The organism is Caulobacter sp. GW821-FHT10A06, assembly GCF_059415805.1.
Window position 1 is genome coordinate 513,513 of the sequence record NZ_JBWKNY010000006.1, and the last position, 24,128, is coordinate 537,640.

A 24,128-nucleotide genomic window follows, 5' to 3' on the forward strand; every position below is an offset into this window, starting at 1 on the left:
AGAATGAAACTATAAAGTTTCAAATAAGAAGCGGGAGGGTGGAATGCGCAAGGGAATGGTCGCGGCGAGCGTGCTGGCCTTGGTCATGACGGCGAGCGCGGCGCGGGCAGGGGATCCGGCCAGCGCGATCACGGTCGAGAAGCAGAAGGCCTTCGCGGCCAGCCTGCCCGTCGAGGACCGTCAAGACTTCGACTTCGCCGACAAGGGTTTCCTGGGCACCCGCGCCGATCCGCTGATCAAGCGCGACGACGGCCAGCCGGCCTGGAACCTGGCGGCCTACGACTTCCTCAAAGGCGCGCCGCCGGCGACCGTGAACCCCAGCCTGTGGCGGCAGGCGCAGCTGTTGTCCAAGCACGGCCTCTTCCAGGTGTCGGACCGCGTGTATCAAGTGCGCGGCTTCGACATCTCCAACATCACCTTCGTGCGCGGCGACACCGGCTGGATCGTCATCGATCCGCTGACCATGAAGGAGACGGCTAAGGCGGCCCTGGACCTGGTCAACGACAAGCTGGGCAAGCTGCCGGTCAAGGCGGTGGTCTACACCCACAGCCACAGCGACCACTTCGGCGGCGTGCGCGGCGTCGTGGATGAGGCCGACGTCAAGGCCGGCAAGGTCGCCATCGTCGCGCCCAAGGGCTTCATGGAGGAGGTCGCCGCCGAGAACATCCTGGCTGGCAACGCCATGAGCCGCCGCGCCCAGTACCAGTTCGGCATCATGCTGCCGCCGGGCGTGGAGGGGCAGATCACCTCCGGCATCGGCCAGACCATCGCCCGGGGCTCGATCACCCTGATCCCGCCGACGGTGATCGTCGACCACACGGGCCAGGAACTGACCCTGGACGGGGTGAAGGTCCGCTTCCAGTACACGCCCTCGACCGAAGCCCCGGCCGAGATGAACCTCTACTTCCCGGACCTGCGCATTCTGGACATGGCCGAGAACGCCAATGTCTCGATGCACAATATCCTCACGCCACGCGGCGCGCTGGTTCGCGACAGCAAGGCCTGGGCCGACGACCTGACCGAGTCCCTGCGGCTGTTCGGCGACGTGTCCGACACCATGATCACCAGCCACGGCTGGCCGCGCTTCGGCGGGGCGGTGGTGCGCGACTTCCTGGCCGATCACCGCGACGCTTATAAGTACCTGCACGACCAGACGGTGCGGATGATGAACCTGGGCCTGACCGGCGACGAGATCGCCGCGAAGATCGAGCTGCCGCCGGCCCTGGCCAAGGACTGGTTCAACCGCGGCTACTACGGCTCGATGAGCTTCAACAGCCGGGCGGTCTATCAGCGCTACATGGGCTGGTACGACGCCAATCCAGCCCACCTGGTTCCCGCGCCGCCGGCCGATGCGGGCAAGCGCTATGTCGCGGCCATGGGCGGGGCGGCCAAGGTCAAGGCGATGGCGAAGGAGGCGGCGGGGAAGGGCGACTACGCCTGGGCCGCGTCCCTGCTGAACCACGCGGTCATGGCCGACGACGGCGACAAGGAGGCCAAGACGCTGCTGGCCGCCGCCTACACGCAGCTGGGCTACCAGACCGAGAACAGCCTGTGGCGCAACATCTACCTGACCGGCGCCGACGAGCTGCGGGGCGGGGTGCGCAAGCTGCCGCCCTCGATGACGCCGATGGACATGCTGGCGGCGCTGGATAGCCAGATGATCTTCGACGTGCTGTCGGTGCGCCTGAATCCCGACAAGGCCAAGGACGCCCACCTGCGCATCGTCTTCGTCTTCCCGGATCGCAACGAGCGGTTCCTGGTCGAGGTGCGCAACGGCGTGCTGGTCGCCCAATCCGCCGGAGAGAGCGAAAAGGCCGACGCCACCCTGACGGTCGCGCGGCCGCTGTTCCTGGACTCGCTGTTCACCGGCAAGTCGCTGCTCCCCAAAATCCTGAGCGGGGAGGTCAAGCTTGAGGGCGATCGCGCGGCGATGGGCCGGATGACGGGTTGGTTCGACGCCTTCCCGACGGATTTCCCGATCGTTACGCGCCCGAATTAACCGGTGCCTGGAAAATAATTGCGCCGGCTGCGGCCGATTGGTCCGCCGGCGCAAATTGCTTGCTCGGTTCTGGGCTGCTGTGTAGAAAGTGCGCCATGACCGTCGCGCGCAAGCTGCTTCCGCTTCTGCTTACCAGCCCCTGGGCGCTCTAGGGGCCGCGCATCGTCGTGGCCGGGCGCACAGGGGACAGTTGAACCCGCAGCCCGCACGCAGACACCCCATTCGACGAGTATCTCCATGACTTCCGTAGCAAACAGCGCTTCCGACAAGCGCGACAACGTCGTCATTTTCGACACGACCATGCGCGACGGCGAGCAATCGCCCGGCGCCTCGATGTCGCTGGAAGAAAAGCTGGAACTGGCCAAGATCCTCGAGGAGATGGGGGTCGACATCATCGAGGCCGGCTTCCCGATCGCCTCGAACGGCGACTTCGAGGCCGTCCGTGAAGTGGCCAAGATCGTCAAGAACTCGACCATCGCCGGCCTGTGCCGCGCCCACCAGGTCGATATCGACCGCTGCGCCGAGGCCCTGAAGCCCACGCAGCGCGGCCGCATCCACGTGGTCATCGCCACGTCCGACCTGCACATGAAGCACAAGCTGCAGATGGAGCCGGACGCCGTCATCGACGTGATCGCCCGCTCGGTGACCCACGCCCGCAATCTGCGTGACGACGTCGAGTGGTCGGCCGAGGACGCCACCCGCAGCGACCGCCAGTTCCTGCGTCGCGCTATCGAGACCGCCATCAAGGCCGGCGCCACGACGATCAACCTGCCCGACACGGTGGGCTACACCTATCCGTCGGAATATGCCGACCTGTTCAACTGGATGGTCAACAACGTCGACGGCGCTGACCGCGTCGTCTTCTCGACCCACTGCCACAACGACCTGGGCCTGGCCGTGGCCAACAGCCTGGCCGGCGTGCAGGGCGGGGCGCGCCAGGTCGAGTGCGCCGTGAACGGCCTGGGCGAGCGCGCCGGCAACGCCGCGCTGGAAGAGATCGTCATGGCTCTGAAGGTGCGCGGCGACCGTTTGCCCTACCAGACCGGCATCGACACCACGCACATCACCCGCGCCAGCCGCTACGTCTCTGCCATCACCGGTTTCCCGGTGCAGTACAACAAGGCCATCGTCGGCAAGAACGCCTTCGCGCACGAGAGCGGCATCCACCAGGACGGCATGCTCAAGAACCGCGAGACCTACGAGATCATGACGCCGGAGTCGGTGGGCCAGGCCCCGTCCAGCCTGGTCATGGGCAAGCACTCGGGCAGCCACGCCTTCCGCGCCAAGCTGAAGGACCTGGGCTACGAGCTGGGCGAGAACGCGCTGAAGGAAGCCTTCGGCCGCTTCAAGGACCTGGCTGACCGCAAGAAGCACGTCTACGACGACGACATCATCGCCCTGGTCGACGACGCCCTGGCGCGCGGCTCGGAGAAGATCCGCGTCTCGCACCTGCGGGTCGTGGCCGGCACCGACGGCCAGTCGGCCGAGCTGACCTTGGACGTCGACGGCGTCTCGAGCACGGCGGAAGCCACCGGCGATGGTCCGGTCGACGCGGTGTTCAACGCCATCCACAAGATCGTGCCGCACAGCGCCGCCCTGCGCCTGTTCCAGGTGCACGCGGTGACCGAAGGCACGGACGCCCAGGCCCAGGTCTCGGTGCGTCTGGAAGAGGACGGCCGCATCGCCACCGGCGCGGCCGCCGACACCGACACCCTCACGGCCTCGGCCAAGGCGTACGTGAACGCGCTCAACAACCTCTTCGCGCGTAAAGAGAAGAGCCGGCCCGAAGCGGCGATCGCCAGCGGCTTCTAAACTGGAAAACCCGGCCGGGCTCGCGCCAGGCCGGGTTCCCCACAAGCTCCCAAACTGGAAGCGCGTCGCGAGCCTTTAGGCCGCGCGACGGTTGCTGAACGGCCGCGTGGCCAGGATCTCGGCGCTCAGGTGCGCCTGGGGCTGCACGTCCATGCCCAACTCGCGAAGGCTGTCGGCCAGCGCGCGGCGGGGCAGTTCGTCCAGCAGGGCGCTGGCGTCGATCACCAGCGTGCCGCCCGGACGCAGCATGGCGTAGGTCGCCGCGATGACCGCGCGGGTGTCGTGCAGGTTCTGGCAGTCCATCACCAGCAGCACGTCGCTGCGTTCGTCGGCCGCGCCACAGGTGGCCCGGCGGGCGGCCTCGACGCGCTGATAGCCGCGACGCCACAGCTGGCACATGGCTTCGCCCGCGCCGGGACCGGCGACGGCCACGAAGCACAGCGGCGTGGCCTGGGCCAGCTCCAGCATGCGGTCCAGGGCGGGATTGATCCCATCGGTCGGCACGCCCAGCAGGAACTGGGCAGCTTGACGAAGTGGGTGGGGCGACATGGTCGGTAAGCCTTCTTCTGACTGGTCCGCACGGCGGGCCGACCCGGTGTTTGTGCGTCCAAGGCCCGCAAGGGCTCCATTCGGAAACAGGCCCTTGCGCATAAGGGCCGCGTAAGGATCGACGTGATGTTCGGCGACAACGCCCATGCCGCGCCGCCCGCCTGGGCGGCTATCCAGGCCCGCACGGCCGCGCTCGGCTTCGACATGCCCTCCGAGGCCGATACCGGCGCGCTGCTGCGCCTCCTGGCCGCCAGCAAGCCCGGCGGGCGGTTGCTGGAGCTCGGCACCGGCACGGGCCTGGCCACGGCGTGGCTGCTGGCCGGCCTGGACGCCGGCGCGCGGCTGGTCAGCGTCGATGTCGACGCGGTGGTCCAGGACGTGGCCCGCGAGCACCTGAAGGACGAGCGCCTGCGCATCGTGCTGGCCGATGGGCTGGACTACGTCTTGGCGCAGCCGCCGGGCAGCTTCGACCTGATCTTCGCCGACGCCTGGCCCGGCAAGTACGAGGCCCTGGACCAGACCCTGGCGCTGCTGAAACGGGGAGGGCTGTACGTGATCGACGACATGCTGCCCCAGCCGAACTGGCCCGAGGGCCACCAGGCGCGGGTCGACGCCCTGGTCGAACGGTTGGACAATCATCCCGACCTGATCGTGACGCGCCTGGCGTGGGCGTCCGGTCTGATCGTCGCGGCGAGGCGCTGAGCCATGATCTGGATCCCCATCACCATCGTCGCCACGATCTTCCAGGTCGCTCGCAACGCCGCCCAGCGCTCGGTCATGGGCGGAGCCGGGCCCTGGGGCGCGACCCTGGTGCGCTTCCTGTTCGGCCTGCCGTTCGCCACCGTCTTCGCCGGGATCGCCGTGCTGCTGACGCCGGGGCTCGACTTCCATCCGCACGCCAAGTTCTGGATCGCCTGCGTCGCCGGCGCGATGTTCCAGATCTGTGCGACCGCCGCGATGCTGACGGCCATGCACCGCTCGTCCTTCGCCCTGGGCACGGCCTTGCAGCAAAGCGGCCTGCCGTTCGCCCTGGTCTTCGGAGCGCTGGTGTTCAAGGACCATGTCGGCCCGATCGCCTGGGCCGGCGGGCTGGTGGCGACCGCGGGCTTGGCCGCCCTGTCCTGGCCGAGGGGCGAGGTTGTGATCCGCAAGGGCGCGATCCTGGCCGGCCTGGCCTCGGGCGCGGCCTTCGCCCTGTGCGCCAACTGCTTCCGTCAGGCGGCCCTGGCCCTGGACCCGGTCCACCCCCCGGCGGCGGCCTTCACCACCGTCCTGGTCGTCCAGGCGATCCAGACCGTGGGCCTGACCGCCTGGCTGGCCTGGCGCAATCCCGACTCGTTGAAGGCCGTGCTGGCCGCCTGGAAGCAGTCGCTGGGCGCGGGATTCTGCGGGGCGGCGGCCTCGGGCCTGTGGTTCACGGCCATGGCCTTGTCGCCCGTCGGGCCGGTGCGGGCGGTCGGCGTGGTCGAGATGCCCGTCGCCGCCCTGGCCGGGCGTCGTCTGTTCAAGGAGCGTCTGACGCTGTTCCAGATGGCCGCCGGAGCGATAACGGCGGTCGGGGTTGTCATGGCCGCGCTCGGCTAGATTTCGCCATGTTCGGGTGCTTGGCGACCTTGGCCGCAAAAGCCTTCGGAAACCGCGCTAATAGACCTTGAATTCAACGCTTTCGCAGGGCAAACGGGCGGGCGTCAGCGTGCTTTTGGCCGTTCGGACGACGGCGCGGCCAGGGGGCGGCGCTCCCGTCGAGCGGCTGGAGAGGTTGACCGGATCGAATCCGCCAAATGCGGGAATCATGTTGTCCTCGCATTGAATTGAAGTAGGAGCCTTTTTCTCTCCGCCGACCCCGTCTTCTGGGCGGATCAGGCTCCTTCTCCTCGATCTGAAGTCCGTAACGCCCCTCATACCCCTCAGTCAGGGTTTTCAATGTTCTCTTCCCTCTTCGGCGTGATCTCGAACGACATCGCCATCGACCTCGGAACGGCCAACACCCTCATCTACATGAAGGGCAAAGGGATCGTTCTGAACGAACCGTCGGTGGTGGCGTTGCGTAATGTCGGCGGTCGCAAGATCGTCCACGCCGTGGGCATAGAGGCCAAGCAGATGCTGGGCCGCACCCCGGGCCACATGGAAGCCATCCGCCCGATGCGCGACGGCGTCATCGCCGACTTCGAAGTCGCCGAAGAGATGATCAAGTACTTCATCCGCAAGGTTCACAACCGCAAGGGCTTCGTGAACCCCAAGGTGATCGTGTGCGTGCCGTCGGGCGCCACCGCCGTTGAACGCCGCGCCATCAACGACAGCTGCCTGAACGCCTCGGCCCGTCGCGTCGGCCTGATCGACGAGCCGATGGCCGCCGCGATCGGCGCCGGCCTACCCATCCACGAGCCGACCGGCTCGATGGTCGTCGACATCGGCGGCGGCACCACCGAAGTGGCCGTGCTGTCGCTGTCGGGCATCGTCTATTCGCGCTCGGTCCGCGTCGGCGGCGACAAGATGGATGAGGCGATCATCAGCTACATGCGTCGCCACCATAACCTGCTGATCGGCGAAACGACCGCCGAGCGCATCAAGAAGGAAATCGGCACCGCCCGCGCGCCGGCCGACGGCGAAGGCCTGTCGATCGACGTCAAGGGCCGCGACCTCATGCAGGGCGTGCCGCGCGAAGTCCGCATCAGCGAAAAGCAAGCCGCCGACGCCCTGGCCGAACCGGTCGGGCAGATCGTCGAAGCCGTGAAGGTGGCCCTGGAAGCCACCCCGCCGGAACTGGCCAGCGACATCGCCGACAAGGGCATCATGCTGACCGGCGGCGGCGCGCTGCTGCGCGGCCTGGACGCCGAGATCCGCGACCACACCGGCCTGCCGGTGACGGTGGCCGACGATCCGCTGTCGTGCGTGGCCCTGGGCTGCGGCAAGGTGCTGGAGCACCCGAAGTGGATGAAGGGCGTTCTGGAATCCACGCTGGCGTAAGCTAACATTGCTCTAGTGGCGCCTCGGGGGGCGCCGGGAGATACAAGTACGTGCCCTTTCGCGAAGGTCCCCTCGGCGACCTGAAAGTGCCGCTTACCTGGACGGCGGCGGTGGCCCTGATCGTGGCGGCCGTCATCGCCGTCGCCTTCCTGTTGGCCGATCGTCGCGAGACACTCCAGGAGCAGGCCTATGGCGTCACCCGCCAGACGGTGGACGTCGTGGCCAAGCCGGTCAGCGGCGCCATCGCCGCGCCGGGCCGCTGGACGGGCCTGGGCCTGGACTTCGTCCGCAGCTATTTCTTCACCGCCGAAGAGAACCGCCGCCTGAAGGTCGAACTGGCCGAGATGCGGCAGTGGCGTGACCGCGCCCTGGCCCTGCAAGATCAGAACGAGCGCTTCAAGTCGCTGATGGGTCTGCGCACGGATCCGCCGATCCCGATGGCCTCGGCCCGCGTGGTCAGCGACAGCCGCGGCCCCTTCGCCAATACCCGCCTGGCCGACGCCGGCTCGGAAAAGGGCATCGTGGTCGGCAACCCGGTCCTGAACGAGCGCGGCCTGGTCGGTCGCGTGGTCGGCGTCTCGCACGGTGTCAGCCGCGTGCTGCTGCTGACCGACATCGCCTCGCGCACGCCGGTGATGATCGACCGCACCAACGCCCGCGCCATCCTGACCGGCGACGGCGGCCCCAATCCCAAGCTTGAATACCTGCGCGGCGTCGATCCGATCCAGCAGGGCGACCGGGTCGTGACCTCCGGCGACGGCGGCGTCGTGCCGCGCGGCCTGCCGGTGGGCGCGGCCGTGAAGGGCCTGGACGGTCGCTGGCGCGTGGTGCTGTTCGCCGACCAGTCGTCGATCGACTTCATCCGCATCCTGCTGTTCAAGGACTTCGCCCAGCTGGCGAACGAGAAGGAGCTGCAGGCCAAGACCCTGCCGCCGGTGACGACCGAGGATCCGCAGACCTCGATCCTGTCGGTTCCGAAGCCGGCGCCGACGCCGACCGCGCCTGCGACCACGACCCCGCCCGCTGCGGCGACCACTCCGCCGAAGCCGGCAACCGCGCCGAAGCCGACCGCGCCCAAGCCGGCTCAACCGAAGCCGGCTGCGGCTGCTCCCGCACCCACGGGCGCGCCCCAATGAGCATGAGCGGCGGGCGAGCGCTGAACCCCGGACGCTGGCTGGGCGTGCCGATGCTGCTGTGCATCGTGGCGACCATCCTGTTCGCCGCGCCGATCCGCATCTGGGGCCTGCAACTGCCCGAGCCGGTGTTCGCCATGGTCCCGGCCTTCGCCTGGGCGATGATCCGGCCGTCGATCCTGGCGCCGTTCGCCCTGCTGATCCTGGGTCTGTTCCTGGACATCTTCTGGGGCGGGCCGACGGGCCTGTGGGGCCTGTCGTTGCTGGTCGCCTACGCCATGGTCCTGATCCTGCGCAACGCCATGACCGGCCAGAGCCGGCCGATGATGTGGGCCTGGTTCGCCGGGGTCACGGCCGTGACCATGGTCGCGGGCTTCCTCTTCACCATGCTCGACAGCCTGGCCATGCCCAGCCTGCTGGCCGTCTTCTGGCAGTTCCTGGTGACGGCGCTGCTGTTCCCGTTCGCCCACCGCCTGGTCGATCGCTTCGAGGACGCCGACGTGCGGTTCCGGTGAGGCCATGAGCGAACCGTCCATCTTCTTCTTCGAGGTCAACGAGCGTCAGGGGGTCTTCCACCGGCGCGCGTTCCTGCTGGGCGGCTTCACGGGCCTGGGCCTGCTGGCCCTGGGAGGCCGCCTGGCCCAGTTGCAGCTGGTCGAGGCCCAGCGCTACCAGAAGCTTTCGGCCGGCAACCAGTTCAACTACCGCCTGGTGCCGCCGCCGCGCGGCCTGATCCTGGACCGCAACGGCGTGTCGCTGGCGTCCAACCGGCCCAACTTCCGGCTGATGATCAACAAGGACAAGGGCCTGGACGCCGAGGCCGTCCTGACCGACCTGGCCAAGCTGGCGCCGATCGACGAAGCCCGCCGCACGCGCGTGCTCAAGGAGCTGGCCCGCGCCCCGCGCAAGGCCCCGGTCGTGGTGATGGAGGACCTCTCGTGGGAGGAGTTCTCGCGCATCAACATCCGCGCGCCGGAACTGCCCAACGTCACCGCCGATATGGGCGAGGTGCGGGTCTATCCGTTCGGCGGCGCCTTCGCCCACGTGATCGGCTATGTCGCCAAGGTCAGCGACCGCGACCTGAAGGCGGCCGAGGGCGACGCGACCCAGGACCAGGAGCTGCTGCACCATCCGGGCTTCCGGATCGGCAAGCAGGGCGTCGAGAAGGCCTTCGACAAGCAGCTGCGCGGCCGCGCCGGCGCCACCAAGACCGAGGTGGACGCCCAGGGGCGCGTCGTGCGCCTGGATCCGGCCGGCGACATCCCGCCGTCGCCCGGCGCCGAAGTCCGCCTGACCCTGGACGCCGACATCCAGAACCGCGCCCTCGAGGTGATGGGCGACGAGAGCGGCGCGATCGTCGTGATGGACATCCGCAACGGCGACCTGCTGTGCATGGCCTCGGCGCCCAGCTTCGACGCCAACCGCTTCGTGAAGGGTTTGTCGGGGGCGGAGTACAAGGCGCTGGCCGAGTATGAGCGCAAGCCGCTGCTCGACAAGTCGCTGACCGGCACGTTCCCGCCGGGCTCGACCTTCAAGCCGACCGTCGGCCTGGCCGCGCTGACCGCCGGCATCGATCCGGAGATCCGGATCAATTGCCCGGGCAGCTGGTACTATGGCGGCCGGGTCTGGCGCTGCTGGGAAAAGGGCGGTCACGGCCCCCAGAACATGCACGACGCCATCAAGAACTCGTGCGACGTCTATTTCTACCAGACCTCGCTGAAGGTCGGCCCTGACGCCATCGCCACCGCGGCGCGGGCCATGGGCTTTGGCCAGCTGTTCGACATCGGCATCCCCGGCCAGAAGAAGGGCAACGTCCCTGACCGGGCCTGGAAGAAGCGGGCGTTCAAGAAGAATCCGGCCAACCAGATCTGGTTTCCGGGCGAGACCCCCAGCTACGGGATCGGGCAGGGGGCTCTGACGGTCAACGCCTTGCAGTTGGCGGTGATGACCGCGCGCCTGGCCAACGGCAAGAAGGCCCTGAACCCGCGCCTGATCAAGTCGGTCGGTGGCGTCGAGCAGCCCAGCGGCGCAGCCGTGCCCGACCTACCGTTCACCCAGGAGCACCTGGAATATGTGCGCGGCGGCATGGCGGCCGTGGCCAACGACGTGCGCGGCACCGCCTATCGCCAGAGCCAGCTGGGCCTGGGCGACGTCCAGATGGCCGGCAAGACCGGTACGGCCCAGGTGCGCAGCTATGACGGCGTCGCCAACCGCAAGGGCACGGGCACGATCTGGCGCCTGAAGGACCACAACCTGTTCGTAGCCTTCGCGCCCTATGACGACCCGCGCTACGCCGTGGCGGTCATCATCGAGCACGGCGGCATGGGCGGCGCCACCGCCGGCGCGCCGCGCGCCCGTGAAGTCATGCGCGTGGCGCTGCTGAAGGATCCCGAGATCCGCGCCCGGATCGAGCGTCCCGCGCCGTTGCCCGAGGTCGCTCCGGAAGACATCATGGAAGGCGTCGCGCCGGAGGATCCTGTCGAGGGCGTCGCGCCGCCGGCGCCGGACGTTGCGCCTGTTCCGCCCACCACCCCGCAGGGAGGCCCCCGATGACCCTGAGTGGCGGCCTGACCCGGCCCGGCGAACGTGATCGTCCGGTCATCAAGTTCATGGAGGTCGACTGGACCTTCTGCCTCGTCCTGGCCCTGATCGCGGGGACGGGCGGGCTGATGCTGTTCTCGATCGCCGGCGCCTCGTGGGAGCCCTGGGCCGATCGGCACCTGCTGCGCTTCGGCGTCTATTTCATCATCATGATCGCCCTGGCCATGTGCGACCTGCGATGGTGGTTCAACGCGGCCTATCCGATCTATGTGGTCGGGGTGCTGCTGCTGGTCGCGGTGGACCTGGTCGGCGACATCTCGCTGGGCGCCCAGCGCTGGCTGCAGGTCGGCCCGCTGCGCTTCCAGCCGTCCGAGGTGATGAAGATCGGCCTCGTGCTGGCCCTGGCGCGCTTTTACCACGGCCTCTCGGCCGATCGGGCGCGGATGTCGTGGTGGCTGCTGATCCCGGCGGCGATGATCGGCGTGCCGTTCCTGCTGGTGGCCAAGCAGCCTGACCTGGGCACCGCCATCCTGCTGGGCGCGACCGGCGGCGCGATCATGATGCTGGCGGGCCTGTCCTGGCGGATCATGGCCGCGCTGGGCGCCATGGCCGCCGTGGCCATCCCGCCCTTCATCATGTTCGGGCTGCACGACTATCAGCGCAACCGCATCCTGACCTTCATGAACCCCGAGAAGGATCCCTCGGGCGACGGCTATCACATCCTGCAATCCAAGATCGCCCTGGGCTCGGGCGGCCTGCTGGGCAAGGGTTTTGGCCTGGGCTCGCAGAGCCAGCTGAACTTCCTGCCCGAGAAGCAGACCGACTTCATCTTCGCCACCCTGGCCGAAGAGTTCGGCTTCGTCGGGTGCTTTGGCGTGCTGTTCCTGTACGGCGCGGTGATCTTCATGGCCCTGCGCATCGCCTCGATCAGCCACAGCCACTTCGGACGCCTGTCGGCCGCCGGGGTGACGGCGACCTTCTCGCTCTATGTGCTGATCAACGGCGCCATGGTCATGGGCTTGGCTCCGGTCGTGGGTGTGCCGATGCCGATGCTGTCGTACGGCGGCACCGTCATGCTGACGGTCATGGTGGGCTTTGGGTTGGTTCAGTCTGTGCGCGTGCACCGCTACACCGAAGTGACCAGCGGCAAGGGTTCGCTGGTCTGATGGCGGAAGGCGAGGCCGAGCTGCTGCCCGTCCTCGTCACGCCGCGCCTTCGCCTTCGTTGCTTCCGACCCGAGGACGCGCAGGCCCTCAGCGCCAATCTGACGCCGCCGGTGATCCGCTGGCTGACTTCGTGGCCCGATCCGGTCACGATCGAGATCGCCGCCGAACGCATCGCCGAAGCCCGGCAAGGCGCGCGTGAAGGCTGGCATGCGGGCTACGCCATCGAGCGCCTTTCGGATGGCGTGCTGATCGGTGGCTTCGGCGGCGGCGCGCCCGACGGCCGGGTCGAGATCGGCTATCACCTCGCCGAGCACGCCCACGGGCAGGGTTACATGCTGGAGGCCGCGACGGCCGGCTTGGCGGCGATGTGGGACATCCTGCCGACCCAGACGATCGTGGCCCAGGCCCATCCGGACAATCCCGGTTCGCGGGCGATCCTCACCCGGCTGGGCATGCGCCTGACGGGGGAGGGGCCGGCCTACGCTCCGGCGCGGGGGATCTGGGAACCCGGCTGCTTCTACGAGATAAGCCGGCCTTAGCTGCTGACCAGCGCCGCCTCGGTCGCCCGCACCAGCCCGTCGATGACGCCGGGCTCGGTCGAGGCGTGGCCGGCGTCCCAGACGATGTCGAAGCGGGCTTCGGGCCAGGCCTTGTGCAGCTTCCAGGCGCTGTCCAGCGGGGTGACGACGTCGAAGCGGCCCTGGACGATCCAGCCGGGGATGTGGCGGATCTTGTCGATGTTCTTCAGGATCCAGCCGTCCTGGTCGAAGAAGCCCTTGTTCGTGAAGAAGTGGCACTCGATCCGCGCGAAGGCGATCGCGAAGTCTTCTTCATTGAACTTGGGGGGACGGGCCTCCGGCCCTCGCAGCGAGATGGTGTCGCCTTCCCACTGGCTCCAGGCGGCGGCGGCTTCCAGCTGCACGCGGCGGTCCTGGGCGATCAGGCGGCGGTGATAGGCGGCCATCAGGTCGCCGCGCTCGTCTTCGGGGATCGGGGCCAGGAACCGCTCCCAGGCGTCGGGGAACAGCATCGAGGCGCCTTCTTGGTAGAACCAGCGCAGCTCGCGCTCGGTCAGCAGGAAGATGCCGCGCAAGACCAGACCCGAGACGCGCTCGGGGTGCTTGATGGCGTAGGCCAGGGCCAGGGTCGAGCCCCACGAGCCGCCGAACACGGTCCACTTCTCGACGCCCAGATGCTCGCGCAGGCGCTCGATGTCCTCGATCAGGCTCCAGGTGGTGTTGTCGTCCAGGCTGGCGTTCGGGCGCGAGCGGCCGCAGCCGCGCTGGTCGAACAGGGTCATGCGCCACTTGGTCGGGTCGAAGAACCGCCGCATGGTCGGATTGACCGCGCCGCCCGGACCGCCGTGCAGGATCACGCAGGGCTTGCCGCGCGGGTTGCCGCATTCCTCGTAATAGATCTCGTGTTGGCCGCCGGTCGGCAGCCAGCCGAACGAGAACGGCTCGACCTCACGGAAGAGGCCACGTCGGCCGATGGAGCCCATGACGGCGGCGGAAGCGTTACGATCCATGAGACTAACCCTAACGTGGTTTGTATCCGCCTGTGAACGGATCATCGCAAACTCGCGCGTCTCCCTTGAGTTGAGCCGATTTGCATCGCACCCTTCCGCGCGATCGGGGAAGCGCATGATCAGACGCAGAGATATGTTGGCCGGCCTCGCGGGCGCGGGTCTGGCGTCGGCGACACAGGCGGCCGAGAAGCCGCGCGAACGCAAGGAGATGCTGGGCGCGCCGGCCCCGGCGTACGAGGTGACGACCTTTGATTTCCGGACGCTCACCCAGGCTCAGCTGGCCGGGCAGGTCGTGGTCCTGAACTACTGGGCGACGTGGTGCACGCCGTGCCGGGCCGAGATGCTGGTCATGGACACCTACATGCGCCGGCATCCACAGGCGGGCCTGAACATCTTCGCCATCGCCACGGAGAGCTCCGTGCCGACCTACAAGCTGAAGCCGCTGTCGGACGCCTTGTCCTTTCCGCTGATCCGTCGGTTGAAGGGCAAGGGCTACGGCGTGATCGGCGGCGCGGTGCCCACCACCTATGTGATCGATCGGCAGGGCCTGGTGCGTCACGCGCGGGCGGGGGCCTTCGACACGGAGAGTTTCGACACGCTGATCACGCCGCTGCTGGAGGCTTGAGTACAGAATTTCCGCGAGACGCGGGATGCGAGCGCCGTATGAAGCGTTATGTTGCGACCATGAATCGAACGCCCGAAGACTATTCCGACGACGAACTGCTCGAGATGCTCAATCCCGCGCAGCTGGCCGAGCTCGACCGTCAGATCGGCGAGATGTTTGGGGCTGAGGGCGTCGACCGGATCGAGGCGCTGTTCGCCATGGCCAATGTCTACAGCCTGCGCGCCGCCGAGCGCGACGAGGTCTCGGCCCTGGCCATGCTGCAGCTGGCGGCCGCCATGCGCCGGCGCGCCGAACTGATGCTGGCGTCGAAGAACTAGAAGCGCCGGTCTAGCCAGTCCAGGATCGCGGCGTTCACCTCGGCGGGCTTTTCCTGCTGGGTCCAGTGACCGCTGCCCTCGATCAGCACCTTTTCCAGATCCGAGATCTGGTCGCCCATGCGGTCGGCCATGGCCGGCGGCAGCACCACGTCCAGCTCGGCCATGATCATCAGGCACGGGATGCCGTCGATCCGGCGAGGCAGGCTCTCGGCCTTCTCCCAGTTGCGGGTGAAGTTGCGGTACCAGTTGATGCCGCCCGTGAAGCCGGTGCGCTCGAACGCCTCCACGAAGAAGGCCAGCTCCTCGGGCTCCAGAAACTGGTTGTCGTCCGTCGCCGGGTCGTAGTGGAGCAGCGCGTCCTGCAAAGCCAGGCTGCGGCGCTCGGCGGGGCGGCCCAGGAACTCGTCCTGACTGCCCTTGGGCTTGCGCATGAAGAAGCGGATGGTCCGCTCCGGATCCGCCCCCAGCCGCGCGTCGGCTTCGCCGGGCTTCTGGAAGTGGACGATGTACATGTCCTCGCCATAGGCGTTGCGGAACATCTCGATCGGATCCAGCGGCAGGCGCGGGGTGAAGGGCGTGTTCAGGCCGATGACGCCGGCCACGCGGTCCGGGTGCAACAGGGGCATCTGCCAGACGACGATGCCGCCCCAGTCGTGGCCGACGAAGATCGCCTTCTCGACGCCCAGGTGATCCAGCAGGCCCACGAGGTCGCTGGTCAGGTGCTCCATGTCGTACGCCTCGATGGCCTGCGGACCCGGCGTCAGGCCATAACCCCGCTGGTCAGGCGCGATTACCCAGCGGCCGGCGGCGGCCAGGGCGGCGATCTGGTGACGCCACGAGAAGGCTAGTTCGGGAAAGCCGTGGCAGAAGACGATCGGCACGCCCTGGCGAGGACCGGCCTCGTAATAGGCCATGCGGATGCCGTTGACGTCGGCGTATTGGGGCTCGGGCAGGCCTGGATTCTTGACCGTCATGACCGCTCGTCCTCCCGCGTTTCTAGGTGATTGCTGATCACCGTGGAGCCCGCATCGGGTCCGGGCAAGCGCCATTTGAGGTTTCCGTAGGGGCGAAAAGGCGTAGAAGGCCCCATGACTGACGCAGCTTCGCCGCCCGCCGCCGTTCCGTGGCGTCTCGTCCTGCTTCTGGGCGCGCTGACGGCCTTCGCGCCGATGTCGATCGACATGTACCTGTCCAGCTTGCCGGCGATCGGACGCAGCCTGCACGCGGGACCCGAGCAGACCCAGACGACCTTGGCGGCCTTCTTCGCCGGCATGGCCATCGGCCAGATCATCTACGGCCCGGCCTCTGACCGCTTCGGCCGCCGCCTGCCGATGCTGATCGGGATCGGGGTGTTCATCGCCGCCTCGGCGGTTTGCGCGCTGGCCCCCAGCATCGAGATCCTGATCGCCGCGCGTTTCGTCCAGGCCCTGGGCGGCTGCGCGGGGGCGGTGATCGCCCGCGCCGTGGTCCGCGACCGCTTCAGCCACGCCGACACCGCCCGCGTCCTGTCGCTGATGACCCTGATCATGGGCCTGGCGCCGGTGCTGGCCCCACAGCTGGGCGGCGTCGTGCAGTTCTTCGCCGGCTGGCGCGGGGTGTTCTGGACCTTGGTCGGCTTCGGCGCGCTGATCGCCCTGTGGGTGATGGTCAGCCTGGGCGAGTCCCGCTCTGCCGAAACGGAAGCCCAAGCCCGGTCGGAGAACCCGCTGCGGGCCTATGTCGCCCTGTTCGGCATGCGCCGCCTGATGGGCTATGCGATCGCCGGCGCGCTGAACGGGGCGGTGCTGTTCACCTACATCTCGGGCGCGCCGGACCTGGTGATGGGGACCTATGGCCACTCGCCGCTGGTCTTCAACCTGATCTTCGCCTTCAACGCCGTCGGCATCATCGGGGCCAGCCAGATCAACCGGCTTCTGCTCCGCAGAAACCTCCCGGACCAGGTGCTGAGCAAGGCCAGCATCGCCTCGATCGTCGCGGCCTTCCTGCTGAGCCTGGCGGCCTTCACCGGCTGGGGCGGTCAGTGGACGGTGCTGCCGCTGCTGTTCTGCGCCCTGTCGATGTATGGCCTGATGGGCGGCAACACCATGGCCGGGGCGCTCAGCGTCGATCCGCGCCGGGCCGGCTCGATCTCGGCCCTGATGGGCTCGGCTTCGTTCGGGGCGGGGGCGCTGGCCTCGTGGGCTGGCGGCCTGCTGCATGACGGCACGCCGCGGCCGGTGGCCGGGGTGATGTTCGCCTGCCTGGTCGGCTCGGCCCTGGCGATCTTCTTCCTGGCCCTGCCGGGCGGGAAGAAGCTTCAGGCCTGATCGTCGGCGGGCCAGCCGAAGGCTCGCCAGGCCAGGACCGCCCAGCCGATCATCAGCGACAGCCCGCCCAGCGGCGTCACCGCGCCCAGGATACGCGGCCCGCCCAAGGCCATGGCGTACAAAGAGCCTGAGAACAGCAGGGTCCCGGCCAGGAAGAAGGCCGCCGCCGCGCCCATGCCCTTGATCCCCGCCCGGTGCAGGCCGAAGGCGGCGAACACGGCCAGGGCGTGGGCCATCTGGTACTGCGAGCCGGTGTGCAGCCACTCGACCGGCTTGGGCTGCGACATGCCGTGCGCGGCGAAGGCGCCGAACACCACGGCCAGCAAGCCGCTGACCGCCGCGAGGCCTGTCCAGATCCGGGGAGTCCAGGCCTTCATCCGCTTTACGTTCCGTCACCGTTGCAATCGCAGAGCGCGACCTTAACGTCGTTCACCTGGACGTAAAGCGACGCCGCTTCCTTACGGAATGAGAGCGCCGTAGCGAACAGGGGAGGACGGCATGGCGCTCACCTGGGGCGACGATTACCCGATCCATCAGACGCCCGAACCCGTGGCCTATGCCGGGACGGATCGGAACTTCTACGATCGTTATTTCTTCAACGGCTACGCGCCGGCAGGCGACGGCAGCGACCTGTTCTTCGCCGCCGCCTTCGGGGTCTATCCGCACCTCAACATCGCCGACGCGGCCTTCTGCGTGATGCGTGATGGCAAGCAGGTGAACCTCCACGCCAGCCGTTGGCTGAAGATGGAGCGGATGGACCTGAACGTCGGGCCGATCAGCATCACGGTCGAGACGCCGCTGCAGCGCCTGAAGCTGACCGTCGCCGCGCCCGAGCAGGGCATCGCGGCCGAGATCGTCTTCGAGGGCCGCGCCTTCCCGATCGAGGAGCCGCGCTTTGTCCGCCGCAACGGTCCGCGCACCTTGCTGGACTACACCCGCCTGACCCAGAACGGACGCTACTCGGGCTGGATCGAGGTCGATGGCGTGCGGACCAGCGTGGATGGTTTCGTCGGCACGCGCGATCGCTCCTGGGGTGTGCGGCCCGTCGGAGCGCGTGACCCGCAGGAACTGGCCCCGCCGGCCTTGCCGCAGTTCTTCTGGCTGTGGGCGCCGTGCAATTTCGAGGACGGAAGTCTCTTCTTCCACACCAATGACGACGAGCTGGGCCGGGCCTGGAACCGCCGCGCGGTCTGGCTGGAGGACGGCGGCCGCGAGGACGACTTCGGCGGCTTCGCCCAGTCTGCCTGCGCCATCGCCTGGAAGAGCGGCACGCGCCACGCCTCTGCCGCCACGATCGATCTCGGCGCCGATGGCTCCGTGACCGTCGAACCCAAGACCGAGTTCTTCATGCTGGGCCTCGGCTACAACCACCCCGTCTGGGGCCATGGCCTGAACCACGGCGCGCTGAAGGTCGAACGCGAGGACTTCGTCACCGCCGAGATGGACCGCAAGATGCCGCATCTGCTGCACGTGCAGGCCCTGAGCGACGTGACCTATGTCGACGGCGCGGGCCGTGAGCGAAAGGGCAGGGGCGTCTTCGAGCAACTGGCCATCGGCCCGCACGCGCCGTCGGGCTTCGCCGCGATCCTGGACATGGCCCCGTGAGCCTGGCCGAGCGCTTGGAGGCGTATCTCACCCGCACCTGGGGTCAGCCGGCCACGGTCGCGGACCTCTCACGCATCCCCGGCGGGGCCAGTCGCGAGACCTATCGTTTCGCCGCCAAGGTCGGGGACGAGACCCGCCCGCTGATCCTGCGCCGCGATCCCACCGGCAGCCTGATCGAGACCGACCGCAATCTCGAATATCTGGCGCTGGAGAGCTTCCACGACAAGCTGCCCGCGCCGCGCCCGGTGGCCATGGACGCGCAGGGCGCGGAGTTGGAGCGGCCGTTCTTCATCATGGAACGGGTCGAGGGCGGGGCGGCGGCCTCGCCGTTCACGGTGCTGCCGTATGGCGATCACGCCCGGGCGATCGGCGAGCGTTTCTTCCAGATCCTGGGCATCATCGCCGCCGCCGATCCAGCCGGTTTGCCGCTGACCAAGGCCTCGCCCGCGCCGACGCCTGAGGACTGTTGGCGTGTGGGCCTGGACCAGTGGTCCGACGTGATCGAGGCCGACGAGCAGCATCCGCAGCCGATTGTCCGCGCCGCCATCCGCGCCTTGCGTCGCAAGCCGCCGCCACCCGCGACGGCGGTGCGGGTGGTGCATGGCGACTATCGCACCGGCAACTTCCTGCATGACGGGGCGGGCAAGATCCTGGCGATCCTGGACTGGGAGATGGTCCATCTGGGCGATCCGCTCGAAGACCTGGCCTGGGCGATCGATCCGCTGTGGGGCCATTTCGACGCCGCCAATGTCGCGGGCATGGTCCCGCGCGCCGACGCCTTGGCGATCTGGTCGCGGGCCAGCGGCTTGCCGGTCGACGAAGAGGCGCTGTCCTGGTGGTCGCTGTTCGCGGCGGTGAAGGGCCAGGCGATCTGGACCTCGGCGGCCAAGGAATATCGCGACGGTGGCTTCAAGGAGCCGATCCTGGCGGTGTCGGGCTGGTATACCGCCCGGCGTCATGACGAGATCCTGGCGGCCATGCTGCTGCGTCTGGAGGACCTGTCATGACCCCCAGCTTGCCCGACGTCCTGGTCGGCAACTTCCTGTGCATGATGGACCCCGGCCCGCCCGAGCAGCAGGGCGAGTTCATGGCCGGCAAGGTCGCCATCGTCGCCATCCTGTCGCTGCTGGCCGCCCAGGAGACCGAGCGCGGCGTGGCCGCGCGGGTCGCCGAGAACATCGCCATCCGCGCCGTGCTGGACGAGGCGGCGGCCGATTACGGGCTGGACGTGGCGGAAATTCCGTCGACGGAGGGCCTGACCTTCTCGGCCCTGGACCGCGTCAACGCGGCCCTGCGCACGGCGCTGATCGGTCTGCACGAAGAGGTCGAGACGCGGGGCGACACGGCGCGCCACCACGCGATCCTCAGGCTCTACGCCAAGATGGCCGAGCTGCGACGACTGGACCTGCCGCCGCTGCCGGGGCGCTGAACGCCCCGGCTACTTGTGCTTGTTGTGCTGGGCCACTTCGTCCGGCTGGATGTCCAGCGGGGCCGGGGCGGCGGCGTTGTAGGCGCCCGTCTGGTGCAGGTCCATGACCACGCTGCGGTGGCCTTCCCAGATCATGTGCAGGGCGACGTACAGCACGATGGCCAGGCCGACGAAGCCGATCCAGCGGTGCTTGTGCAGCAGGTTGGCGATGGCGCTGGCGGCCAGGCCCATCAGGGCGATCGACAGCAGCAGGCCGAAGATCAGGATGCCGGGGTGCTCGCGGGCCGCGCCGGCCACGGCCAGCACGTTGTCCAGCGACATCGAGACGTCGGCGATCAGCACCTGGATGAAGGCCTGCTTGAACGTCTTGGCCTGGCGGACGGGCGGTTCGGTGCTGTCGTCGCCGTCGATCGCGGCCATGGCCTCGGCGTGAGCGGCCTGCTCGCGCATCTCGCGCCACATCTTCCAGCAGACCCACAACAGCAGGAAGCCGCCGGCCAGCAAGAGGCCGATGACGCCCAGCAGCCAGGTGGTGATCAAGGCGAAGCTGATGCGCAGCACGACGGCGGCGCCCAGGCCGTACAGGATGACCTTCTTGCGGTCCTTGGGCGGCAGGCCGCCGGCGGCCAGGCCCACGGCCACGGCGTTGTCGCCGGCCAGGACCAGGTCGATCATCAGGACCTGGAGCAGGGCGGTCAGCGGGCCTTGCAGGCCGCCGAGATTGGCGCTCAGAGCTTCGAACATGCGTCCTCAATGCGGTGACGCGCCCAGCGATGCAAGGCGCAAAACGCCGGGTTAGGCGCAAAAGCAAAGACGCCCCGGATCGGTGATCCGGGGCGTCCGCTTTTCAGGCGCTCGCCTTAGTGGGCGTGCTCGGGTTCTTTGGCGTGATGCGGGTCGTGAGCCGCATGGCCGTGGTCGCCGTGATGGGCGTCGTGGCCATGGTCGCCATGCCCGTCAGCCGGAGCGTGGTGCTCGTCATGGCCGTGGCCGTGATCGGCCGGAGCGTGAGCCTCGTGACCGTGGCTGTGGTCGTCATGGCCCGACGTGTTGGCCATGAAGGGGTTGGTGTACGAGACATGCTCGGCCGGCGCGTGCGGCTCGGGATGAGCCTGGGCGTGCAGGTCGTGGCCATGGCCGTGATCGGCGTGACCGTGGTCCGCGTGGCCGTGATCGTCATGACCGTGGCCGTGGTCGGCCGGCGCGGCATGGGCGTCGTGGTGACCGTGCCCATGACCGTGATCATCATGGCCGTGGCCGTGATCGTCATGGTGCGACATGGCCGAGGCGGCCACAGCGCCCACGGCCGCGCCACCGGCGGCGGCCACGAACGGGTTCACGTACGAGACGTGAGCCGACGAGGGCTTGGGATCCTCGAACTCCATCTCGTTGCGGCCGTAGTCGGTCAGGGTGCGGTACTTGCGCTGACGCTCGGCCTTGCGGCGGGCCGCCGAGGCGCTGCGCGAGACGCCGACCAGGATGATCAGGGCCAGCAGCACCAGGGCCACGCCCAGGGCGGTCTTGATTGGCACCGAGCCCAGGCCCGGCAGCGAGATGTTGCCGTTCAGGGCGCCCAGGTCGAGCTGGCCGAAGCCCTTCTTGACCTTTTCCGGCAGGGCGGCGACGCGCTTGCTGATCGTGCCCAGGGCGAAGCCTTGCGGCTGCTTGGCGCCGTTCAGCTCGAGGCCGAAGTCCGACTTCAGCTGACCCTTGGCTTCCGGACCCGGCTTGACCTGCCACGCGAAGGTGGTGGGCTCGCCCGGCTTGACCACGGCGGTCTGGCGACCGTTCGGGGTGACTTCATAGCCTTCGCCCGACAGTTCGGCGTAGGCGCTGGTCTTCTTGGCGGCCTTGGTCAGGCCCAGCTTGGCGGCTTCCTGCTTGATCAGGTCACCCAGCGTGGCCGGCAGCGACAGGGTCACTTGGCCCGGCTGGTTCTTGCCCAGGCTCTCGCCGGCGGCCAGGACGGCGCCGTTGGTGGCCTCAGGCGCGACGGCGGCCTGCAGCTTCTCGAGCTTGGTGGCCGGCTTGGCCGGAGCTGCCGGAACGACCGGCTTGGCGGCCACGACAGGCGGCTTGTTCAGCGGCGTCGCGGGCAGCACCGGCTTGGCGGCCTGCACGGGCGCGGGGGCCGGAGCGACCGTCTTCGGCGCGACGGGCTTGGCCACGATCGCCGGCTTAGCGGCCACGGCCGGCTTGGCGACCGGATGCGGCGCGGGCTTCGGCGTCGCCGGGATGGTCGCATAGACGCGGTGCGGCTTGGCGGCCGGGCGCTGTTGCTCGTAGCGGCTGGAGCCCTTCGGATTGGCGATCGGGCGCATGGCCGTAACCAGCGTGCCGTCCGGACGGCGCCAGGTCTTCAGATGCGTGTTGCGCGCGGGCGGCGGAGGCAGGGGCTGCGACGACACACTGGTGTCGCCGGTCGCGGCCACCGGACCACCCAGCAGGCCGTCCTGGGCCTGGCTGGCGTCCGGCGCCGGCGCGGCGCCCATCAGGTCCGGCGTACCCGCATCGGCCTGCTGGTAGTCGCTGCGCGGCGGCGGCGCACTGGCCTGGTCGCCAGCGCTGCACCCGGCCAGCAGCAGCACACCGGCCGCCGAAGTCGCCAGAGCGGCCACGCGTACATTACGTACAAACATCGGGTCCCCCGATCCCATGTCGAAATTCTCCGCGAGCAGGCGCTCGCGGACCACTGTTCGCGAGAAAAGCACGAGCTTGCGACGAAATCAAAACGGTTAAAGAGGATTCACGAACTCAATTCTTCCCTGAGGCGAACTCTGGACGCCTCGTAGAGTGCGATCGCGGCCGCTGCCGAGACATTCAGGCTCTCAAAACCACCCGGCATCGGGATCTTTCCCAAGGCATCACAATGCTCTGCGACCAGGCGGCGGACACCTTCGCCCTCCGAACCCAGAACAAGTACAGTCGCCTGTCCGTCGAGTACGGCTTCGAGACTTTCTTCGGCCTCGCCGGCCAGGGCGATAGCGCGCCAGCCCAGTTCGGCCAGTTCCTCCAGCGCTCGGGAGAGATTGACCACGCGCGCGTAAGGCACCTTGTCGACCGCGCCGACGGCGGTCTTGGCCAGCACGCCCGACAGCACCGGCGCGTGGCGATCCTGCAGGATGACCCCCGTGGCCCCGAACGCGGCGGCCGAGCGGAAGATGGCGCCGATGTTCTGCGGGTCGGTGATCTGGTCCAGCATGACCAAGAGGCCCTTCGCCGGCGTCCCCATCTCGAAGAGGCTCATGGCCTCGGGCTCGTCGATCTTCAGCGCCAGGCCCTGGTGCACCGCGCCTTGCGGCAGCTGCTTGGCGATCTCCTGGCCCTCCATCACCTGCAGGCAGGAAAGCTTCTGCAGATTCGGCGCGAGTCGCTTGGCCCGGTCCGGGGTCGCCAGAAGGCGCTTCGGAGCCGGTCGGCGGGGGTTCGAAAGCGCCGCTTCCACGGCGTGAGTCCCCCAGATCCAGTCCTTGGCGTCACCTTGGCCGCGAGAAAACTCGTTTTTATTCCGTGGCTTGGAACGAAAATCGCGTCCGGGTGCAGAAGGACGTTTCCGGTCGTTGCGTTCGGAATGAGAGGACACTATAAGACGCGCTCCGATTTGGGGCCCCAAGGGCTTCTCGGGCCGCCGGCGCTGCTCTTAGCATCGTCCGTCACCGGTCCAAGAAGCTTTTGTTCCAGTTCGAAGTTCAACGGCTTGCTGTTGCGCATTGAACCGGGTAAAGGCCGCCGGCTTCGGAACTCCGTCGCGTGCTTGGGGGAATGTCCCGAGTGGCAAAGGGGGGGGACTGTAAATCCCCTGGCGTACGCCTTCGCAGGTTCGAGTCCTGCTTCCCCCACCATGCACGCGACGAGTTCCGAGGGCAGGGCGTCCTGAACCCAGGACGGGTCCCAGAGCCAGAGACCGGGAGCCGATCGCGACCCCGCTAGCCCTCACTGGGTGATTAGGCGGGTATAGCACAATGGTAGTGCAGCAGCCTTCCAAGCTGAGGATGCGGGTTCGATTCCCGCTACCCGCTCCAGCTCCCCATATGAGTCACCCCAACAACACCCGCCGGCGCGAAGGTAAGAGACGATGGCCAAGGAAAAGTTCGAACGTAATAAGCCGCACTGCAACATCGGCACCATCGGTCACGTTGACCATGGCAAGA

Annotated in this window: 24 protein-coding genes and 2 tRNA genes; 19 read left to right on the forward strand and 7 right to left on the reverse strand. The window is 68.2% G+C overall.

The features are described from left to right. The first annotated feature begins 43 nt into the window (after positions 1-43). Together AC07NF_RS20615 and AC07NF_RS20620 are read left to right on the forward strand one after the other, a co-directional pair. Positions 44-1,999: an alkyl/aryl-sulfatase gene (locus AC07NF_RS20615; RefSeq protein WP_494630573.1), complete on the forward strand. Its 1,956-nt coding sequence runs from the start codon at positions 44-46 to the stop codon at positions 1,997-1,999. A 237-nt stretch (positions 2,000-2,236) separates the two neighbouring features. Then, the gene (locus tag AC07NF_RS20620; protein WP_494630577.1) at positions 2,237-3,811 is read left to right on the forward strand and encodes a 2-isopropylmalate synthase; all 1,575 of its coding nucleotides are present in this window, start codon (positions 2,237-2,239) and stop codon (positions 3,809-3,811) included. Positions 3,812-3,886: 75 nt separating this feature from the next. Here the strand turns inward: AC07NF_RS20620 and AC07NF_RS20625 are convergent, their stop codons facing one another. After that, positions 3,887-4,360, reverse strand: a complete 474-nt coding sequence (locus AC07NF_RS20625) for a hypothetical protein (protein ID WP_494630581.1) — start codon at positions 4,358-4,360, stop codon at positions 3,887-3,889. 126 nt (positions 4,361-4,486) lie between these two features. Here AC07NF_RS20625 and AC07NF_RS20630 point away from each other — a divergent pair, with 126 nt between their 5' ends. The 8 genes from AC07NF_RS20630 (at position 4,487) to AC07NF_RS20665 (ending at position 12,706) form a co-directional block, all read left to right on the forward strand. After that, positions 4,487-5,062 carry an O-methyltransferase gene (locus AC07NF_RS20630; protein ID WP_494630585.1) on the forward strand — a complete coding sequence of 192 codons (576 nt, stop codon included), beginning with the start codon at positions 4,487-4,489 and terminating at the stop codon, positions 5,060-5,062. A gap of 3 nt (positions 5,063-5,065) precedes the next feature. Continuing rightward, entirely contained in the window at positions 5,066-5,944 is an 879-nt protein-coding gene (locus AC07NF_RS20635) for a DMT family transporter (protein ID WP_494630590.1), read from the forward strand. Between the two features lie 339 nt (positions 5,945-6,283). Next, positions 6,284-7,327 (forward strand): rod shape-determining protein, encoded by a 1,044-nt coding sequence (locus AC07NF_RS20640; RefSeq protein ID WP_004623009.1) that lies wholly within the window; start codon positions 6,284-6,286, stop codon positions 7,325-7,327. A 50-nt stretch (positions 7,328-7,377) separates the two neighbouring features. Then, entirely contained in the window at positions 7,378-8,463 is a 1,086-nt protein-coding gene (gene mreC, locus AC07NF_RS20645) for a rod shape-determining protein MreC (protein WP_494630596.1), read from the forward strand. After that, positions 8,460-8,975, forward strand: a complete 516-nt coding sequence (locus tag AC07NF_RS20650; protein WP_291870563.1) for a hypothetical protein — start codon at positions 8,460-8,462, stop codon at positions 8,973-8,975. The genes mreC and AC07NF_RS20650 overlap by 4 nt, the downstream gene beginning before the upstream one ends. 4 nt (positions 8,976-8,979) lie before the next feature. Beyond that, entirely contained in the window at positions 8,980-11,013 is a 2,034-nt protein-coding gene (gene mrdA / locus AC07NF_RS20655) for a penicillin-binding protein 2 (protein ID WP_492817539.1), read from the forward strand. Next, positions 11,010-12,167 carry a rod shape-determining protein RodA gene (rodA, locus tag AC07NF_RS20660; RefSeq protein WP_492817541.1) on the forward strand — a complete coding sequence of 386 codons (1,158 nt, stop codon included), beginning with the start codon at positions 11,010-11,012 and terminating at the stop codon, positions 12,165-12,167. Before mrdA ends, rodA begins: the two co-directional genes overlap by 4 nt. After that, positions 12,167-12,706 carry a GNAT family N-acetyltransferase gene (locus tag AC07NF_RS20665; RefSeq protein ID WP_494630606.1) on the forward strand — a complete coding sequence of 180 codons (540 nt, stop codon included), beginning with the start codon at positions 12,167-12,169 and terminating at the stop codon, positions 12,704-12,706. The genes rodA and AC07NF_RS20665 overlap by 1 nt, the downstream gene beginning before the upstream one ends. Here AC07NF_RS20665 and pip read toward each other — a convergent pair. After that, entirely contained in the window at positions 12,703-13,695 is a 993-nt protein-coding gene (gene pip / locus AC07NF_RS20670; RefSeq protein ID WP_492817545.1) for a prolyl aminopeptidase, read from the reverse strand. The genes AC07NF_RS20665 and pip overlap by 4 nt on opposite strands. A gap of 115 nt (positions 13,696-13,810) precedes the next feature. On the opposite strand from pip, the gene AC07NF_RS20675 reads away from it, so the two are divergent. Both AC07NF_RS20675 and AC07NF_RS20680 read left to right on the forward strand, forming a co-directional pair. After that, positions 13,811-14,320: a TlpA family protein disulfide reductase gene (locus AC07NF_RS20675; RefSeq protein WP_494630614.1), complete on the forward strand. Its 510-nt coding sequence runs from the start codon at positions 13,811-13,813 to the stop codon at positions 14,318-14,320. A gap of 59 nt (positions 14,321-14,379) precedes the next feature. Continuing rightward, entirely contained in the window at positions 14,380-14,637 is a 258-nt protein-coding gene (locus AC07NF_RS20680; RefSeq protein ID WP_492817549.1) for a low temperature requirement protein A, read from the forward strand. On the opposite strand, the gene AC07NF_RS20685 is transcribed toward AC07NF_RS20680, so the two are convergent. Beyond that, complete coding sequence (locus AC07NF_RS20685; RefSeq protein WP_494630619.1) at positions 14,634-15,611, reverse strand: alpha/beta fold hydrolase; 978 nt, start codon at positions 15,609-15,611, stop codon at positions 14,634-14,636. The two genes, AC07NF_RS20680 and AC07NF_RS20685, sit on opposite strands and share 4 nt — an antisense overlap. 114 nt (positions 15,612-15,725) lie before the next feature. Between AC07NF_RS20685 and AC07NF_RS20690 the strand changes: the two genes are divergently transcribed. Beyond that, positions 15,726-16,943, forward strand: coding sequence for a multidrug effflux MFS transporter (locus tag AC07NF_RS20690; RefSeq protein WP_492817553.1), 1,218 nt, complete (start codon positions 15,726-15,728; stop codon positions 16,941-16,943). Here AC07NF_RS20690 and AC07NF_RS20695 read toward each other — a convergent pair. Next, on the reverse strand, positions 16,934-17,320 hold the full coding sequence (locus tag AC07NF_RS20695; RefSeq protein ID WP_494630623.1) for a DUF423 domain-containing protein: 387 nt from the start codon (positions 17,318-17,320) through the stop codon (positions 16,934-16,936). The genes AC07NF_RS20690 and AC07NF_RS20695 overlap by 10 nt on opposite strands. 121 nt (positions 17,321-17,441) lie before the next feature. On the opposite strand from AC07NF_RS20695, the gene AC07NF_RS20700 reads away from it, so the two are divergent. Genes AC07NF_RS20700 through AC07NF_RS20710 form a run of 3 tightly spaced genes read left to right on the forward strand, consistent with a single transcriptional unit; the run spans position 17,442 to position 19,977 of the window. Next, positions 17,442-18,548, forward strand: a complete 1,107-nt coding sequence (locus AC07NF_RS20700) for an Rv3169 family protein (protein ID WP_494630627.1) — start codon at positions 17,442-17,444, stop codon at positions 18,546-18,548. After that, positions 18,545-19,555 (forward strand): phosphotransferase family protein, encoded by a 1,011-nt coding sequence (locus AC07NF_RS20705; protein WP_494630630.1) that lies wholly within the window; start codon positions 18,545-18,547, stop codon positions 19,553-19,555. Before AC07NF_RS20700 ends, AC07NF_RS20705 begins: the two co-directional genes overlap by 4 nt. Next, positions 19,552-19,977, forward strand: coding sequence for a hypothetical protein (locus AC07NF_RS20710; RefSeq protein WP_494630634.1), 426 nt, complete (start codon positions 19,552-19,554; stop codon positions 19,975-19,977). Before AC07NF_RS20705 ends, AC07NF_RS20710 begins: the two co-directional genes overlap by 4 nt. A 9-nt stretch (positions 19,978-19,986) precedes the next feature. On the opposite strand, the gene AC07NF_RS20715 is transcribed toward AC07NF_RS20710, so the two are convergent. From AC07NF_RS20715 to rlmB, 3 genes are all read right to left on the reverse strand, one after another. Beyond that, complete coding sequence (locus AC07NF_RS20715; protein ID WP_492817563.1) at positions 19,987-20,721, reverse strand: TerC family protein; 735 nt, start codon at positions 20,719-20,721, stop codon at positions 19,987-19,989. A gap of 116 nt (positions 20,722-20,837) precedes the next feature. Beyond that, positions 20,838-22,616, reverse strand: a complete 1,779-nt coding sequence (gene stpX / locus AC07NF_RS20720) for a stalk-specific protein StpX (protein ID WP_494630640.1) — start codon at positions 22,614-22,616, stop codon at positions 20,838-20,840. Between the two features lie 107 nt (positions 22,617-22,723). Then, positions 22,724-23,560, reverse strand: coding sequence for a 23S rRNA (guanosine(2251)-2'-O)-methyltransferase RlmB (gene rlmB / locus AC07NF_RS20725; protein ID WP_494630645.1), 837 nt, complete (start codon positions 23,558-23,560; stop codon positions 22,724-22,726). Positions 23,561-23,733: 173 nt separating this feature from the next. Between rlmB and AC07NF_RS20730 the strand changes: the two genes are divergently transcribed. The 3 genes from AC07NF_RS20730 to AC07NF_RS20740 all read left to right on the forward strand — a co-directional run. Then, positions 23,734-23,819 (forward strand) — tRNA-Tyr (locus AC07NF_RS20730). A 106-nt stretch (positions 23,820-23,925) separates the two neighbouring features. After that, positions 23,926-23,999 (forward strand) — tRNA-Gly (locus tag AC07NF_RS20735). A gap of 53 nt (positions 24,000-24,052) precedes the next feature. Beyond that, a partial coding sequence (locus tag AC07NF_RS20740) for a hypothetical protein (RefSeq protein ID WP_334349513.1) occupies positions 24,053-24,128 on the forward strand: 76 nt, incomplete at its 3' end.

Excerpts from the sequence above, each read along its gene's own strand:
- AC07NF_RS20615 (WP_494630573.1), top strand. The coding sequence starts at position 44 with ATGCGCAAGGGAATGGTCGCGGCGAGCGTGCTGGCCTTGGTCATGACG.
- AC07NF_RS20620 (WP_494630577.1), top strand. The coding sequence starts at position 2,237 with ATGACTTCCGTAGCAAACAGCGCTTCCGACAAGCGCGACAACGTCGTC.
- AC07NF_RS20625 (WP_494630581.1), bottom strand. The coding sequence starts at position 4,360 with ATGTCGCCCCACCCACTTCGTCAAGCTGCCCAGTTCCTGCTGGGCGTG.
- AC07NF_RS20630 (WP_494630585.1), top strand. The coding sequence starts at position 4,487 with ATGTTCGGCGACAACGCCCATGCCGCGCCGCCCGCCTGGGCGGCTATC.
- AC07NF_RS20635 (WP_494630590.1), top strand. The coding sequence starts at position 5,066 with ATGATCTGGATCCCCATCACCATCGTCGCCACGATCTTCCAGGTCGCT.
- AC07NF_RS20640 (WP_004623009.1), top strand. The coding sequence starts at position 6,284 with ATGTTCTCTTCCCTCTTCGGCGTGATCTCGAACGACATCGCCATCGAC.
- AC07NF_RS20650 (WP_291870563.1), top strand. The coding sequence starts at position 8,460 with ATGAGCATGAGCGGCGGGCGAGCGCTGAACCCCGGACGCTGGCTGGGC.
- mrdA (WP_492817539.1), top strand. The coding sequence starts at position 8,980 with ATGAGCGAACCGTCCATCTTCTTCTTCGAGGTCAACGAGCGTCAGGGG.
- rodA (WP_492817541.1), top strand. The coding sequence starts at position 11,010 with ATGACCCTGAGTGGCGGCCTGACCCGGCCCGGCGAACGTGATCGTCCG.
- AC07NF_RS20665 (WP_494630606.1), top strand. The coding sequence starts at position 12,167 with ATGGCGGAAGGCGAGGCCGAGCTGCTGCCCGTCCTCGTCACGCCGCGC.
- pip (WP_492817545.1), bottom strand. The coding sequence starts at position 13,695 with ATGGATCGTAACGCTTCCGCCGCCGTCATGGGCTCCATCGGCCGACGT.
- AC07NF_RS20675 (WP_494630614.1), top strand. The coding sequence starts at position 13,811 with ATGATCAGACGCAGAGATATGTTGGCCGGCCTCGCGGGCGCGGGTCTG.
- AC07NF_RS20680 (WP_492817549.1), top strand. The coding sequence starts at position 14,380 with ATGAATCGAACGCCCGAAGACTATTCCGACGACGAACTGCTCGAGATG.
- AC07NF_RS20685 (WP_494630619.1), bottom strand. The coding sequence starts at position 15,611 with ATGACGGTCAAGAATCCAGGCCTGCCCGAGCCCCAATACGCCGACGTC.
- AC07NF_RS20690 (WP_492817553.1), top strand. The coding sequence starts at position 15,726 with ATGACTGACGCAGCTTCGCCGCCCGCCGCCGTTCCGTGGCGTCTCGTC.
- AC07NF_RS20695 (WP_494630623.1), bottom strand. The coding sequence starts at position 17,320 with ATGAAGGCCTGGACTCCCCGGATCTGGACAGGCCTCGCGGCGGTCAGC.
- AC07NF_RS20700 (WP_494630627.1), top strand. The coding sequence starts at position 17,442 with ATGGCGCTCACCTGGGGCGACGATTACCCGATCCATCAGACGCCCGAA.
- AC07NF_RS20710 (WP_494630634.1), top strand. The coding sequence starts at position 19,552 with ATGACCCCCAGCTTGCCCGACGTCCTGGTCGGCAACTTCCTGTGCATG.
- AC07NF_RS20715 (WP_492817563.1), bottom strand. The coding sequence starts at position 20,721 with ATGTTCGAAGCTCTGAGCGCCAATCTCGGCGGCCTGCAAGGCCCGCTG.
- stpX (WP_494630640.1), bottom strand. The coding sequence starts at position 22,616 with ATGTTTGTACGTAATGTACGCGTGGCCGCTCTGGCGACTTCGGCGGCC.